The organism is Streptomyces sp. NPDC017979 (assembly GCF_044328175.1).
Taxonomy (GTDB): Bacteria; Actinomycetota; Actinomycetes; order Streptomycetales; family Streptomycetaceae; genus Streptomyces.
In genome coordinates, this window is the sequence record NZ_JBIRGU010000014.1 from 88768 (window position 1) to 102363 (window position 13596).

Below are 13596 nucleotides of genomic sequence, written 5' to 3' on the forward strand. Positions count from 1 at the left end.
GCCTACCATCGTTGGCGTGTGCGCACATGTGATGATCGCCGAGGACGACGACAAACAGGCCGAGCTGGTCCGCCGCTACCTCCAGCGGGAGGGCCACACGGTCACGGTCGTGACGGACGGCCGCGCCGCCGTCGAGCAGATCAGACTCCGGGCGCCGGACCTCCTCGTGCTCGACGTGATGATGCCCCGCACCGACGGGCTCGACGTGCTGCGCATCCTGCGGGCCGAGTCGTACGGGCTCCCCGTGCTGATGCTCACCGCCCGCTCCACCGAGGACGACCTCCTGCTCGGACTCGACCTCGGCGCGGACGACTACATGACGAAGCCGTACAGCCCGCGGGAGTTGATGGCCCGGGTGCGCACGCTGTTGCGCCGCACCGCGCCCGCCGCGGTGCCGGGCGCCGCAGCCGGCCCACTCCCCGTCCCCGTCGAGGAGCACCTGATCACCGTCGGCGCCCTCGTGATCGACCCCGAGCGGCACGAGATCACCCTGGACGGCGCAGGAGTCGAGTGCACCCCGGGGGAGTTCCGCATCCTCAGCGCCATGGCCGCCGAGCCGGGCCGGGTCTTCACCCGTCAGCGCCTCCTCCAAGAGCTCCACGGTTACACCCGCTACATCGGCGACCGGACCGTGGACGTCCACATCATGAACCTCCGCAAGAAGATCGAGCAGCAGCCGAAGAAGCCCCGACGGCTGCTCACGGTCTTCGGCGTGGGCTACAAGCTGGCCGACCCGGCGAAGGGGGCCGGCCGTGCGTCCTGACCGAGCCGCCGCCACCGGTGCCGGTACCGGTACTGGCACCCCGCGCGGGCGTCGACTGCCCTTGCGGAAGAGCCTGTTGGGCCGGCTGCTCGCCGTCTCCGCGCTCGTCGCCGTCTGTTCCGTCGCGGCGACCGCCTGGCTGGCCGCCCAGACCACCTCCGGCGCCATCAAGCAGGAGCAGGGGCGGAACCTCACCAATGACGCCGTGATCTACCGGACGCTCCTCGGTCGCGCCGCGACCAACGCGCAGTGGGACGGCGTGCAGGGCCAAGTCGCCGCGCTGGCAAAGAAGTACGACCGCCGGATCGCGCTCACCACCCGCGCCCGCGTCCCCATCGCGGACTCCGCGGCCGACGGCACGCCGCCCGCGCTGCCCGAGAACGCCTCCGCCGTCATCGACCCGCTCAACACCGAAGCCGTGCTCGACCCGACCGCGGAGCAGAAGGCCGACCAGCCGTCCGTCCCCGTCGGCACGGCCGGCAGCGGGACGGGCGGGCTGACCCCGGGCGGCATCGACGCCCGGGCCGTGGGTCCCTTCCGGCTGACCGCCGACGAGGGCGCCCGGCTGCGTTCCGTCGCGGACGCAGCCGTCGACTGCCTGCGCGATCAGTCCGTCACGGCCGAGCGGGTGACCGCCCCCAGCGGGCGCTCCTGGGTGCGGGCCGCGGGATACGAGAGCGGCGAGATCCGCGACCAGTGCGGGCTCAGGCGCCTGGAGGTCCCCACCGAAACCGAGAGCGCGGCGCTCAAGGCGCTCAACAAGCTGTCCGACGACTGCCTGAGCCGCAAGGGCCACAAGAGCGTTCCGCTCACGATGGAGTTCGGCTCCGGACCGGACACGAGGATCGCCGTGCTGGGCCAAACCCCCCGGGAGAAGATCCTGTTGGTGGCGCCGGCCGATCCGGACAGCGCCGTGCAAGCCGTCCCGCGGGCGGCCGAGCCGAGGAAGGAGGCGGAGGCCCGGGTCGTCGTCCGGTTGGACAGCGTCGTGGAGAACTGCGTCGACACCGCCCGCCGCGACCAACTCGGCTCGTACGTGTCGTCCCCCGCGCTGCTGTTCATCAGCGACCCCGACGGCGCGGAGGTCCCCGGCTTCGACCTCTCCCCGGAGAACACGGCGCGCATCGCCGGCGCCGCGGCGCTGGTGCTGGCGCTGACCGTGGGGGCTTCGGTACTGGCCGCCACCCGGCTCGTCCGGCCGCTACAGGCCCTCACCTCCGCCGCACAGCGGATGAAGGACGGCGGGGCCGCGGAGCCGGTGCCGGTCCGCGGGGACAACGAAATGGGCCGGCTGGCCGCCGCGTTCAACGACATGGCGGAGCACCGGACCCGGCTGGAACACCAGCGCCGCGAGATGGTCGGCGACGTCGCGCACGAACTCCGTACCCCGCTGAGCACCATCCGGGGCTGGCTGGAAGGCGCACAGGACGGGGTGGCGGACCTCGACCCGGCCTTCGTCTCCTCCCTCCTGGAGGAGGCCGTCCAGCTCCAGCACATCATCGACGACCTACAGGACCTGGCCCAGGCGGACGCGGGCGAGCTGCGGCTGTCCCCGGTGCCGGTGCGCATAGCCGAGCTGCTGCCGCAGGTCGCCGCGGCACACGCGCCGCGCGCGGAGGCGGCGGGCGTCACCTTGACGGTGTCGGAAGCGGGCGCCGACGCGGGGGAGTTGGCGGCCGATCCCGTCCGGCTGCGCCAGGCCGTCGACAACCTGGTCTCCAACGCCGTGCGCCACACCCCGCGCGGCGGCACGGTCACCCTGCGGGCGTACGGGGCGGGCGCGGGTGAGGGCGAAAGTGAGGGCGCGGGCCGCCGGGTGGCCATCGAGGTCGCCGACACGGGCAGCGGCATAGCGGCCGACGACCTCCCGTACGTCTTCGACCGCTTCTGGCGAGCGGACAAGTCCCGCAACCGGCGCACCGGCGGCAGCGGGCTCGGGCTGGCGATCGTCCGCAAGCTGGCGGAGGCGCACGGCGGGTCGGTGGAGGCGGCCAGCCGGGTGGGGAATGGGTCCGTCTTCACACTGCTGCTGCCGGTCGCGCCCAGGGCTGACGGGGAGGACATCGGGACCTGACAGGATCCTCACAACTCCCGGCCAGCCTTGCGGTCACACGGTTCCGAATCTCTTCGGGACCCTCGGATAGGAGTCATCCGTATGACCGAAGCGTCTGTGCGCCGCCGTCGTCGCCCCTTGCGGGCCCTGGCCGTCACGGCCGTCGTCGTGGGCGCCGTGCTGGTGCCGGCCGGTGCGGCGTTCGCCGACGAGAAGCCGAAGCCGGTGCAGGACAAGGCCACGAAGTGCATGCCCTTCGAGGAGAGCCGTGCGGCAGCGGTGAAGCCGGCCGACAAGGCGACCATGTGCATCGACCTGGTGAAGGACAAGGACGGGACGCCCCGTGCGACTGTGCTGCCGCGCGGCGGCGTGGCAGCGGGGGAGCGGCCGGTGACCGAGGCGGGTACGTCTGGCGGCGCGGGTGCGGGAACCGTCGTCGCGGCTTCGGCTGCGGGCACGGTGCTGCTGGCCGGCGCGGCCGTGTTCGTGCGCCGTCGCGGAGCAGCTCGCGCTGACGCGACTTCCTGACGGCGGGTGCGCAGGGGCGGGCCGTCTCGTCTGACGCGGCCCGCCCTCTGGGCGTAGGGGGGCGGAACTGCGCGACTCGCCACCCGCCCCGCCGCAGGCGCCATCACTGCACATGCATCACGGCGCTGTCGCGCCTGCCAGGCCACGGTGTTGCCCCGAAGGGCGTGGGGAACCCGGTGCCCCCGATTTGCTCAGCCCTCCCCATGGAGCCTCCCATGCGTCGACCCTTCCCTGCTCGCCTCCTCGCTCTGGTGCTCTGCGCGCTGCTCGTCGGCGTCGTGGCCGGGTGTGCGGGGGGTGGGAGCGGGGTTCGGGACGAGGGCGGAGGGCAGGCCGCTCAGGTGCAGGCGTCGGTCGGTGCCGTGGCACCGTCGACGGCTCAGTCCCCGGGGCAGGCCGCGACGTCGGCCGTCGCCGAACCCGTACACGTCGCCATCCCCTCCGTCGGAGTCAGCAGCGACCTGATGAAGCTGGGGCTCAACGCCGACCAGACCGTCGAAGTGCCGCCCGCGGAGAAGGGGATGACCGCGGGGTGGTACACCGGGGGTGCCCGGCCCGGGCAGGTCGGGGCCGGGGTCATCATCGGGCACAACGACACCAAGTACGGGCCCGCCGTCTTCCACGACCTCAAGAAGCTCGCGAAGGGCGCGAAGATCGAGGTGCGCGACGCCCGCGGGACGACGCGGACCTTCACGGTCACCGCGACCGAGACCGTGAAGAAGACCGCGTTCCCCACCCAGCGCGTCTACGGGCCGACCCCCGGCGCCGAACTGCGACTCGTCACCTGTGACGGAGCCTTCGACGACGAGGGACACCCGGTGGACAACCTGATCGTTTACGCCACCCTCTGACCCGTCGAGGTGCTGCGCTGCCGGTTCGCCGGCTTGCCGCTGGAGCCGCCCTGGCCCTCGCGACCGGTCATCTTGCGCGGGCCGCCCCCCGGGGGTTCGCCCAGCGCCGTGAGCGCCGAGCGGGCGGCCGGGGCCAGCAGCGGGGAGAAGGACGGGTTCGTGCGCAGCGCCTCGCCGATGTGGCGGCGGGCCGCGCCGTACATGCCGAGGGAGCGTTCGATCTCGCCGCGGTGGTACGCGAAGAGCGCGCTGCGCGGCCCGTCCTTCATCGCCTTCACCAGCCCCGGCAGGCCCTCCTTCGACTGCCCCGCCCGGTGCAGCGCCCACGCCAGCGCGTCGGCCGTCTCCGGGCTGCGCCGGCCCCCGTCCCACTCGGCCCGCAGCAGCCGCACCGCCTCGGCCGGGTCCCCGTGGTCCGCCTCGTAGCGGGCCAGCGTCAGGCGGACGTTCACCCCCTGCGCCGAGGCCCGTTCCCCGGCGGCGCGCACCTGCCCGTAGAAGGCGGTGGCCTCCGCGTCGAGGTCCAGGGACTCCGCCAACTCGCCCGCCTCCAGGGCGTACTCCGGCAGCGCCGCCTTCGTCAGCGCCGCGCGGTAGTCGCGCAGCGCCTCGTCCGTGCGGTCGAGGGCGGCGAGCGCACGGGCCCGGGCGGCGAGCGCCGGGTGCAGGTCGGGGGCGAGCCGCAGCGCCGCGTCGTAGGAGCCGACCGCCTCCTCCGGCTCGCCCCGCTCCCACGACAACTCGCCGAGCCGCCACAGCGCGTGCGCCCGCTCGGCGGCCCCGCGCGCCGCGCCGACCGCGTCGTACGCGCTCGCCGCCGCGTCCTCGCGCCAGCCGCGGTCGCGGTACACCCGGGCCGCCAGGCTGCGCGCCTGCGGACCGTCGTAAAGGCTCTGCACCGACTCCAACGACTTCTCGGCCGCCTTGTGGTCCCCGAGCCCGCTGTACGCGTCGACCAGCGCGCGGTGCACCGTCCACCGCCGCGGTTTCTGCTTGCGCGCCAGCGTCGCGTACTCCTTCGCTGCGACGAAGTCGTTGCGGGCGCCCGCGAGGACCGCGAGGCCCAGCAGCGCGTCGGTGTTGCCGCGCTCGCCCGGGAGCGTCGCGAGGGACCGCTTCAGCGCCTGCTCGGCCTTGCCGTACGCCGACCAGTCCGCGGCCCGCACCGCCCGCTCGGTGTACGCGGAGCCCAGCGCCGCCCAGGACGCCTCGTCCTTCGGGTGCTCCTTGAGCCACGTGCGGCGGTCCGCGATCAGCGCGTCCAACTCCGGCACCGACGCGGGCGCGCCCGCCAGCGCCGCCGTCTCGGCGCGCGCGAGGGGGCCGGGCAGCGGCGGCGGGCCCTGCCGGCCCGAGCCGGGGAAGGCCAGCACCACTCCGGTGATCAGCGTCGCGGCGACCAGCGTGCCGACCGCGACGTTCTTCGCAGCTTCGCCCTTCATGACGATCACTGTGCGGCAGTTTGCGTACGGTACGACGATCATCCAGGTGGGCGGGGCACGGGTTCACACCGATGGCCGCCGGTGCGAGGCTGGACGCATGGACGATCCCCTCGACCAACCGCGCGGTGACGACCTCAACGACCTCAACGGCTCCAACCGCTCCAACCGCTCCAGCGACGCCAGCGGCCTCAGCGACGCCGGCCGCGCAGTGGACCTCGGCGACCTCCTCGACCGTCTGCGCGCCGGACTCCCCGCCGACGCCCTGATCACCGACCCGGACGTCACCGTCTCGTACGGCCGGGACATGGCGAGCTTCTGCGCCGCCGGCACCCCCGCCGTCGTCGTCCTGCCGCGCACGGTCGAGCAGGTGCAGCACGTGCTGCGCACCGCGACCGCGCTGCGCGTCCCCGTCGTCCCGCAGGGCGCCCGCACCGGCCTGTCGGGCGCGGCGAACGCCACCGACGGCTGCATCGTGCTCTCCCTGGTCAAGATGGACCGCATCCTGGAGATCAGCCCGGTCGACCGGATCGCCGTCGTGGAGCCGGGCGTGGTGAACGCAGTGCTGTCGCGCGCGGTGGAGGAGCGCGGGCTGTACTACCCGCCCGACCCCTCCAGCTGGGAGACCTGCACCATCGGCGGGAACATCGGCACCGCGTCCGGCGGGCTGTGCTGCGTCAAGTACGGGGTGACCGCGGAGTACGTGCTCGGGCTGGACGTCGTGCTCGCCGACGGCCGACTCCTCACCACCGGCCGGCGCACCGCCAAGGGCGTCGCCGGCTACGACCTGACCCGGCTGTTCGTGGGCTCCGAAGGCAGCCTGGGCGTGGTCGTGCAGGCGGTGCTGGCGCTGAAGCCCAAGCCGCCGCGGCAGTTGGTGCTCGCCGCGGAGTTCCCGAGCGCGGCGGCGGCCTGCGACGCCATCTGCGCGATCATGGCGCGCGGGCACGCGCCGTCGCTGCTGGAGCTGATGGACGCGACCACCATCCGCGCCGTGAACGCACTCGGCCGGATGGGGCTCCCGGAGACCACCGAGGCGCTGTTGCTGGCCGCGTTCGACACCCCCGACCCGACGGCGGACCTGACCGCGGTCGGCGAGCTGTGCACGGCCGCCGGCGCCACCGAGGTCGTGCCCGCGGACACCGTCGCCGAGTCCGAACTCCTCCTCAAGGCACGGCGCACGGCGCTGACCGCGCTGGAGGCCGTGAAGTCCGCGACGATGATCGACGACGTGTGCGTACCCCGTTCCCGACTGGGCGCGATGATCGACGGCACGGCCGCGATCGCCGAGAAGCACGGGCTGACGATCGGGGTTTGCGCCCACGCCGGCGACGGCAACACCCACCCCGTCGTCTGCTTCGACCACACCGACCCGGACGAGACGCGGCGCGCCCGCGAGTCGTTCGACGAGATCATGGCGCTCGGACTGGAACTCGGCGGCACGATCACCGGGGAGCACGGCGTCGGAGTGCTGAAGAAGGAGTGGCTGGCACGGGAGTTGGGGCCGGTGGGGCTGGAGTTGCAGCGGGGCATCAAGCGAACCTTCGACCCACTGGGCATCCTCAACCCGGGCAAGGTGTTCTGACACCCCATTCGCCGCGGCCTCCCCTGCGGGGCGCGCTGGCGGGCTGACCGCGCAGCTCCGCCCCCTGCGCCCCGCGAGCAGGGTGGTCCCCCGCGCCCCAACCTCGCCGTTTCCCCGCGGGAGCGTTAGCCTCTGCGGCCCGTCTGTGGCTGTTGCGCAGCTCCGCCCCCTGTGCCCGGAGGGCGTGGGAGGACCCCCAGCGCCCTAAATCCCCGTCCGTGACCCGCAGACGAAATACGGGGGCAGCACATCAGGGGCGCGGGGAACTGCGCGAACAACCCACCACCGGGCCGCGGAGGCCAACGCTTCCGCAGGGAAACGGCGAGGTTCTGGGGCGGAACTGCGCGACCAGCCGCAGACGGGCCGCAGACGCAACACCACAGCCCGCCGCACGGCGAAACCGGCGTGGTCAGCCCCAGGCGCCGCCCCCCACCGCATCCGCCGCGAACTCGGCGAAGTCCCGCGGCTGGCGCCCCAGCGCCTCCTGCACCCCCGTGGACAGGTGCGCGTCCAGGCCGCGACGCACCGGCGAGAGGATCTCCACGTACCCCTCGGCGTCCTCCCGCGACCACCCCTGCGCGGTCATCTCGGCCACGAAGTCCACCGGCGCCAGCGGCACGTAGCGCACCGGGCGCCCCGAAGCCGCGGAGATCTCCCCGGCCACCTCGGCCAGGTTCAGCGCCCGCGGCCCGGAGAGTTCGTACGTGCGTCCCGCGTGCCCGTCCTCGGTGAGCGCGGCCACCGCGACCGCCGCGATGTCCTCCGCGTCCACGAACGACGCCGCGCCGTCGGCGCCGGGCAGCCTCAGCTCCCCCGAGCGCACCGCGTCCCGGAAGAACCCTTCGCTGAAGTTCTGCGCGAACCACCCCGGCCGCAACACGGTCCACTCCAGCGAGCGCGTCGCCCGGATCGCCGCCTCCCCGTCGACGTGCGTCTGCGCCGCCGGCTGCGAGAGGTCCATGTACCCCGGCACGTCCACGCCGCGCCCCGACAGCAGGACGACCCGCCGCACCCCGCGCTCCTCGGCCCGCGCCACGAACGGGCGGGTGAGCCGTGCGCCGTCGAACGGTACGAGGTAGACGGCGTCGACGCCGTCGAGCGCCGCGTCCCAGGTGGCGGCGGACTCCCAGTCGAAGCGCGGATCGGCGGAGCGCGAACCGATCCGGACGGAGTGCCCCAACTCCTTCAGCCGGCGGGTGACGCGGCGGCCGGTGGTGCCCGTACCGCCGATTACGAGGATGTCGCGCTGTGTCATGCCCCCCAGTGAATCCGGACGGGGGAAGACGTTCCATGGCTCAGTAGCTCGTATCCATGTCTCAGCGTCTACGCTCTCTGGTCATGGCGACGAGTGCGGAAACGGCGGGCGCGGGCGGTAGGGACGTCCTGGCCGAACTGCTCGAAGGAGTGCGGGCGCGCGGCGCGCTCTTCCGGTGCGCCTGCGTGGACGGGCCGTGGTCCCTGCGGTTCGCGGGCGGCGCGCCGCTGACGCTGCTGACGATGGTGCGCGGCCGGGGCTGGCTGGTGCCCGACGGCGGCGATCCGGTGGCCCTCGACGAGGGCGCGGTCGCGGTGGTGCGCGGCCGGGCGCCGTACACCGTCGCCGACGAACCGGGCGCCGCACCGCGGACCCTGGTGACCGCCGCGGCCTACTGCCCGCCGCCCGGTGCCGGCGTCGACGTACTGGCCGGTGCAGCGGACCCGCACGATGCGCCCGAGCCCGCCGCGATGCTGCTCAGCGGGGTGTACGAGGCCCCCGGCAGCGTCAGCGACCGGCTGCTGCGCGCCCTGCCCGACGTCCTCGTCGTCCCCGGCGCGCAGTGCGGCCACCCGCTGCTGGAACTGCTCGCCCAGGAGATCGCAACGGCCCGCCCCGGCCGCCGCACCGTGCTCGACCGGCTGCTCGACCTCATGCTGCTCGCGGCCCTGCGCGCCTGGTTCGACCGCCCCGGGGCGCAGCCGCCGCCCTGGTACCGGGCCTGGGACCACCCCACGGTCGGCCCGGCGCTGCGGCTGCTCCACGACGACCCCGCCCGCCGCTGGACCGTCGCGGACCTCGCCGCCCGCACCGGCGTCTCCCGCGCCGCGCTCGCCCGCCACTTCACCGCCGAGGTCGGCGAGCCCCCGATGGCGTACCTGGCGTCCTGGCGCGTCGACACCGCCGCCGACCTGCTGCTGACGACGGACGACACCGTGGAGGCCGTCGCCCGTCGGGTCGGGTACGCGAACGCCTTCGCCCTGAGCGTCGCGTTCAAGCGCCTGCGCGGCGTGGCCCCGGCCGCCCACCGGGCCGCCCACCGAGCAGCCCGCAACAGCACGTCGTAGTCGGGACCTAAGCCGGGTCCGCCCCCGCCACCGGCCGGGGGACTAGGCCCAATTCCCGATGGATCCGTGGCACTTGGCGCTCCTACGGTGGCAGGAGAACGACACCGCCGAGAGCAGAAGGAGATGGCGAAGCCGTGACCGCGCACCTGGACCACACGATCGTCTACAGCAACGACCGCTTCCGGGGGGCCCGCTTCCTCGCCGAGCTGATCGAGGCGCCGGAGCCGACCGCCTTCGGTCCGTTCGCCGCCCTCGAACTGGCGGGCGGCACCACGCTCGACTACTACGAGGGAGACGGCGCCGAGATCACCGTCCAGCACCTCGCCTTCCGGGTGTCGGACGACCTCTTCGAACGCATCCTCGCCAAGCACGTCGAGCGCGGGCTGCCCTACTGGGCCGACCCGGTGCACGAGGAGCCCGGGCGGACGTATCTGATGCACGGCAGCCGCGGCTTCTACGCCGACGACCCGGACGGCCACAACCTGGAGTTCCTGACCGCGCCCCAGGGCGAAGCGGACCCCTCCGCCTGAGCGCACCCCGCCGTCCGAGCGCGCGCCGCTGCCCGAGCACACCGCGTCACCGTCAGGCATCGCCGTCCCGCGGCTCGCCGTCCGCCGGCGTACCGCGCCGGTCGCGCCCCGCGCGGCCGTCGGCCGGGTGGTGCGCCAGCAGCCCGGCGATCCCGTCGTCAATCCCGAGGTTCTCCGACTCCTCCCCGGGGGGCACCACCCGCAGCGTGCGCTCCAGCCACGCCGACACCGGCGCCGACGGCGCTTCGAGCAACGCGTCCCCGTCCGGCGAACTGAGCGCCATCAGCACCACGCTCCGCCCGTCCGCCTTGGTCGGCCAGATCCGCACGTCCCCGTGGCCGCACGGCCGAAAGACCCCCTCCACCAGCAACTCCCGGGCGAACGTCCACATGACCGGGCTCTCCGAGCCGATGTGGAACGTGACGTGCACGGCGTACGGGTCGTCGGAACGGTAGGACAGTCGGGCGGGCACGGCGACGCTCCGCTCCGGGGACAGCACCAGCCTGAGTTCCAGTTCGCGTTCCACCACGGAGTGCATGTTCTCTCCCTCGTTCTCGGGGCCCCGGTTCGGGCCCACACACGTGAGAGCGGGTTGTCGGCCGGCCATTACGCGACTTCGGAGATATTTTTTTCGCCGGCCTCCGCGCACCCGTCGCCCGCCGGCGGCACGGGCGGCGCGGGACACACCGGATGGGGGTCGTTACCGCAGGACAGACGCGGGGGTGTGCAAGCGTCTGGTACATGTGGTGGGTTGAACGAGGCTCGCGAGGAGATACGGGACCACGGTGATGAGCGCCCCAACCCCGAACGGCGGCGACGGCAGTCCTGCGCCCGGGTACTACCCCGACCCGTCCATTCCTGGATACGTCCGGTATTGGAACGGTGCGTCCTGGGTGCCCGGTACGAGTCGGCCCGCACCCAAGGAGGACCAGACGGCGGCGGCGCCCGAGCAGCCCGTCCCGCTCGCTCCTCCCGCCACCCCGGTTCCGCCGGCTGCGCCTGCCGCGTCGGCCCCGCACGCCGGAGGTCCGAGGGACGCCGCGGCGGGTCCGTCGGCCGTCGAGGAGACCGGGCCGGTGTTCTTGGACGAGGACCCGGTCGACGAGCCCCCGCGGCCGGAGCCGGCGAGCGTCTGGCAGGCGGACTCCTCGCGGCAGAGCGGCTTCCAGGGCGCGCAGGGCGGCCGGGTGGCCTGGGGCGGTGGCGGCGCCGGGGCGGACCCGCGGATTCCGGAGCAGGGCGGGGACCCCACGGGCGGTGCGCTGCCCGGCGTGCGGTCCCCCGCTGCCGGCCGGCGGTCGGACGCCCCGGCCGGCGACGAGCGTCCCGCGGAGCGGCCGGTGCCGGACAGCACCGTGACCATTCGGGCCGTACGACCCAGGGCCACACAGCCGTCGAACCCGCAGCCGCAGCCGCCGGTACAGCCGCAGCCCCCAGCGCAAGCGCAGGCGCCGGCGCCCGCACCCGTGCAGCCCCTCGTCCCCGAGCAGGTCCAGCCCCAACCCCAACCCCAGGCCCAGGCCCAGCCGCCGGTCCAACCGCAGGCCCAGCCGCCGGTGACCGACGGGCCCGGCGGCGGATCCGCCTCCTGGGCCCAGCAGGTGCACCAGCTCGCGCAGGACGGCGACGCCGAACCGGCCGTCGTGCCCTGGAAGCCGCCGGTGAACGACCCCTTCCTGGCCATCGCACAGGCCCAGGCCGCCGCCCGCCCCGCGCCGCTCGGCCGACGGATCGCCGCCCGGCTGATCGACAGCGTGCTCCTCGGCGGTGTCCTCAGTGCGATCGCCGTCCCCCTCGTCACCAGCGCCGTCGACCACGTCGACGGCAAGATCGAGGCGGCGAAGCAGTCCGGCGAGACGGTCACCGTCTGGCTCCTGGACGGCACGACGGGGGTCCAGTTCGGCATCGTCCTCCTCGCCTTCCTGGTCCTCGGGGCGCTGTACGAGGCGCTGCCGACGGCCAAGTGGGGGCACACGCTCGGCAAGAAGCTGCTCGGCCTGTCCGTGGTGGACATCGAGTCGCACGAGCCGCCGCCGTTCGGCGCCGCGCTGCGCCGTTGGCTCGTGTACGGCGGGCTCGGGCTCGTCGTGCTCGGCGTGGTGAACGTCCTGTGGTGCCTCATCGACCGGCCCTGGCGCCAGTGCTGGCACGACAAGGCGGCGCACACCTTCGTCCGGAGCTGAGGCCGGGTCGGCTGAGTCCGCATCAGCCGGGGGTCCCCCGAACGGCGTGCGTCCTTTTGCGGGGGTCCCGGTCGCGGGTTGCACTGCCCACATGAGCAACGACCAGCCGCCGCCCTCCGGAGACGACCCGTTCCGCAAGCAGCCGCCTGAGCCGAGCGGGCCGGGAGGCGGCGGCGAACCGCCGCAGCAGCCGCCCCCGCCGCCTCCGCAGGGCCCCCCGCCCGGTTCCCCGTACGGCCCGGGCCAGGGCGGCGGTCCGTACGGCGGGGCGGGTCAGGGCGGTCCGTACGGCAGCAGCGAGGGCGGCACCCCGCCCCCGGGCTCGCCCTACGACCAGGGGCCCTACGGCGGCGGCCCGTACGGCGGGGCCCCCGACCCCCTCGCCGGCATGCCGCCGCTCGCCGACTTCGGCCGGCGCTTCGCGGCCCGCGTCATCGACGCGCTGATCATCTTCGTACCGCTCTTCGTGATCTCCCTGCTGGTGGGGTGGGGCACGAACGAGAGCGGCAGCGACTGGGGCGACGTCACCAACCAGGTCAACACCGGCCGCCAGTGGCTCTGGTCGCTGATCTCACTGGTCGCGTACGTCGCCTACGACACCCTGATGGTCAAGAAGAGCGGCCAGACCGTCGGCAAGCGGCTGCTGAAGCTGCGCGTGGCGATGCTCAGCGACGGCAGCACCCCGGACACGGGGGCGTCGCTGATCCGCGCGGCCGTCCTGTGGGTGCCCGCGCTGGTCTGCTGCTTCTGCGTCTGGTGGCTCGTCATCATCATCACGATCATCGCGGACAAGCCGTATCGACAGGGGCTCCACGACAAGGCGGCCAAGACCGTGGTGGTGACCGTCCCCGAAGGGCCGGTGACGAGGACGGGCGACGTCGGAACCGGTACCTAACGGCTCCGGGAGTCCGCGCCCGCTCCCACGCGGGCCCGCGCGGTCGGTGCCGACGCGGCCGACCGCTGCGCCGCGGCACCGCGCGCTCGGGCACCCCGCACCGCCCGGCCCATCGGCAGTGCGGCGCACACCAACAGCCCGAGGGCCATGGCGGCCACGCCGATGGCGGCCACCCCGAGGGCGTGCGTCGTGCGGGTGAAGAGCAGGAGGGCGAGCGCCGAGAAGACGACGGTCGCCGAACCGGAGGCGAGCTGTGCGGCAGTCGGACGCGGCATCACGGTTTCCATCCTCTACAGATGGGGAAACAGGTCGGGGGGTGTCGCTCAACGCGGTCGCACTGTCAAGTGACTCTACGGTCCTGGATGCCCTGGGGGAATCGGCGATAAGCGTGACGTCCTGCACGCCGCCGGTGCACAGGGGGGCGCACGGGTTCATGGGTCCCGTCCC

General features: G+C 73.9%; 13 protein-coding genes. 9 read left to right on the forward strand and 4 right to left on the reverse strand.

Translation table 11 applies throughout. The features are described from left to right. Positions 1-31 precede the first annotated feature (31 nt). The 4 genes from ACH4E8_RS28875 (at position 32) to ACH4E8_RS28890 (ending at position 4195) form a co-directional block, all read left to right on the forward strand. Positions 32-763 (forward strand): response regulator transcription factor, encoded by a 732-nt coding sequence (locus ACH4E8_RS28875; RefSeq protein WP_398453947.1) that lies wholly within the window; start codon positions 32-34, stop codon positions 761-763. Continuing rightward, positions 753-2837 carry a sensor histidine kinase gene (locus ACH4E8_RS28880; RefSeq protein ID WP_398453628.1) on the forward strand — a complete coding sequence of 695 codons (2085 nt, stop codon included), beginning with the start codon at positions 753-755 and terminating at the stop codon, positions 2835-2837. Before ACH4E8_RS28875 ends, ACH4E8_RS28880 begins: the two co-directional genes overlap by 11 nt. Positions 2838-2918: 81 nt before the next feature. Next, complete coding sequence (locus ACH4E8_RS28885; protein ID WP_398453630.1) at positions 2919-3344, forward strand: hypothetical protein; 426 nt, start codon at positions 2919-2921, stop codon at positions 3342-3344. A 215-nt stretch (positions 3345-3559) separates the two neighbouring features. After that, positions 3560-4195, forward strand: coding sequence for a class F sortase (locus ACH4E8_RS28890; protein WP_398453633.1), 636 nt, complete (start codon positions 3560-3562; stop codon positions 4193-4195). Here ACH4E8_RS28890 and ACH4E8_RS28895 read toward each other — a convergent pair. Beyond that, a complete protein-coding gene (locus ACH4E8_RS28895) occupies positions 4180-5637 on the reverse strand; it encodes a hypothetical protein (RefSeq protein ID WP_398453636.1) in 1458 nt (485 codons plus the stop codon). The genes ACH4E8_RS28890 and ACH4E8_RS28895 overlap by 16 nt on opposite strands. A gap of 97 nt (positions 5638-5734) precedes the next feature. On the opposite strand from ACH4E8_RS28895, the gene ACH4E8_RS28900 reads away from it, so the two are divergent. After that, a complete protein-coding gene (locus ACH4E8_RS28900) occupies positions 5735-7219 on the forward strand; it encodes an FAD-binding oxidoreductase (protein WP_398453639.1) in 1485 nt (494 codons plus the stop codon). Positions 7220-7628: 409 nt separating this feature from the next. Here the strand turns inward: ACH4E8_RS28900 and ACH4E8_RS28905 are convergent, their stop codons facing one another. Further along, complete coding sequence (locus tag ACH4E8_RS28905) at positions 7629-8474, reverse strand: NAD(P)H-binding protein (protein ID WP_398453641.1); 846 nt, start codon at positions 8472-8474, stop codon at positions 7629-7631. A gap of 83 nt (positions 8475-8557) precedes the next feature. Between ACH4E8_RS28905 and ACH4E8_RS28910 the strand changes: the two genes are divergently transcribed. Together ACH4E8_RS28910 and ACH4E8_RS28915 are read left to right on the forward strand one after the other, a co-directional pair. Continuing rightward, positions 8558-9541, forward strand: coding sequence for an AraC family transcriptional regulator (locus ACH4E8_RS28910; protein WP_398453643.1), 984 nt, complete (start codon positions 8558-8560; stop codon positions 9539-9541). A 134-nt stretch (positions 9542-9675) separates the two neighbouring features. Then, entirely contained in the window at positions 9676-10071 is a 396-nt protein-coding gene (locus ACH4E8_RS28915) for a VOC family protein (protein ID WP_398453645.1), read from the forward strand. Positions 10072-10123: 52 nt separating this feature from the next. Here the strand turns inward: ACH4E8_RS28915 and ACH4E8_RS28920 are convergent, their stop codons facing one another. Next, the gene (locus ACH4E8_RS28920; protein ID WP_398453648.1) at positions 10124-10609 is read right to left on the reverse strand and encodes an SsgA family sporulation/cell division regulator; all 486 of its coding nucleotides are present in this window, start codon (positions 10607-10609) and stop codon (positions 10124-10126) included. 250 nt (positions 10610-10859) lie between these two features. On the opposite strand from ACH4E8_RS28920, the gene ACH4E8_RS28925 reads away from it, so the two are divergent. Further along, entirely contained in the window at positions 10860-12254 is a 1395-nt protein-coding gene (locus tag ACH4E8_RS28925; protein WP_398453650.1) for an RDD family protein, read from the forward strand. A gap of 91 nt (positions 12255-12345) precedes the next feature. Next, complete coding sequence (locus ACH4E8_RS28930; RefSeq protein ID WP_398453652.1) at positions 12346-13149, forward strand: RDD family protein; 804 nt, start codon at positions 12346-12348, stop codon at positions 13147-13149. Here ACH4E8_RS28930 and ACH4E8_RS28935 read toward each other — a convergent pair. Then, positions 13146-13424, reverse strand: a complete 279-nt coding sequence (locus ACH4E8_RS28935) for a hypothetical protein (RefSeq protein ID WP_398453655.1) — start codon at positions 13422-13424, stop codon at positions 13146-13148. The two genes, ACH4E8_RS28930 and ACH4E8_RS28935, sit on opposite strands and share 4 nt — an antisense overlap. Positions 13425-13596: the final 172 nt, after the last annotated feature.

Coding starts and splice junctions, on each gene's coding strand:
- ACH4E8_RS28875 (WP_398453947.1), top strand. CDS start 32: ATGATCGCCGAGGACGACGACAAACAGGCCGAGCTGGTCCGCCGCTAC.
- ACH4E8_RS28885 (WP_398453630.1), top strand. CDS start 2,919: ATGACCGAAGCGTCTGTGCGCCGCCGTCGTCGCCCCTTGCGGGCCCTG.
- ACH4E8_RS28890 (WP_398453633.1), top strand. CDS start 3,560: ATGCGTCGACCCTTCCCTGCTCGCCTCCTCGCTCTGGTGCTCTGCGCG.
- ACH4E8_RS28895 (WP_398453636.1), bottom strand. CDS start 5,637: ATGAAGGGCGAAGCTGCGAAGAACGTCGCGGTCGGCACGCTGGTCGCC.
- ACH4E8_RS28900 (WP_398453639.1), top strand. CDS start 5,735: ATGGACGATCCCCTCGACCAACCGCGCGGTGACGACCTCAACGACCTC.
- ACH4E8_RS28905 (WP_398453641.1), bottom strand. CDS start 8,474: ATGACACAGCGCGACATCCTCGTAATCGGCGGTACGGGCACCACCGGC.
- ACH4E8_RS28910 (WP_398453643.1), top strand. CDS start 8,558: ATGGCGACGAGTGCGGAAACGGCGGGCGCGGGCGGTAGGGACGTCCTG.
- ACH4E8_RS28920 (WP_398453648.1), bottom strand. CDS start 10,609: ATGCACTCCGTGGTGGAACGCGAACTGGAACTCAGGCTGGTGCTGTCC.
- ACH4E8_RS28925 (WP_398453650.1), top strand. CDS start 10,860: ATGAGCGCCCCAACCCCGAACGGCGGCGACGGCAGTCCTGCGCCCGGG.
- ACH4E8_RS28930 (WP_398453652.1), top strand. CDS start 12,346: ATGAGCAACGACCAGCCGCCGCCCTCCGGAGACGACCCGTTCCGCAAG.
- ACH4E8_RS28935 (WP_398453655.1), bottom strand. CDS start 13,424: ATGCCGCGTCCGACTGCCGCACAGCTCGCCTCCGGTTCGGCGACCGTC.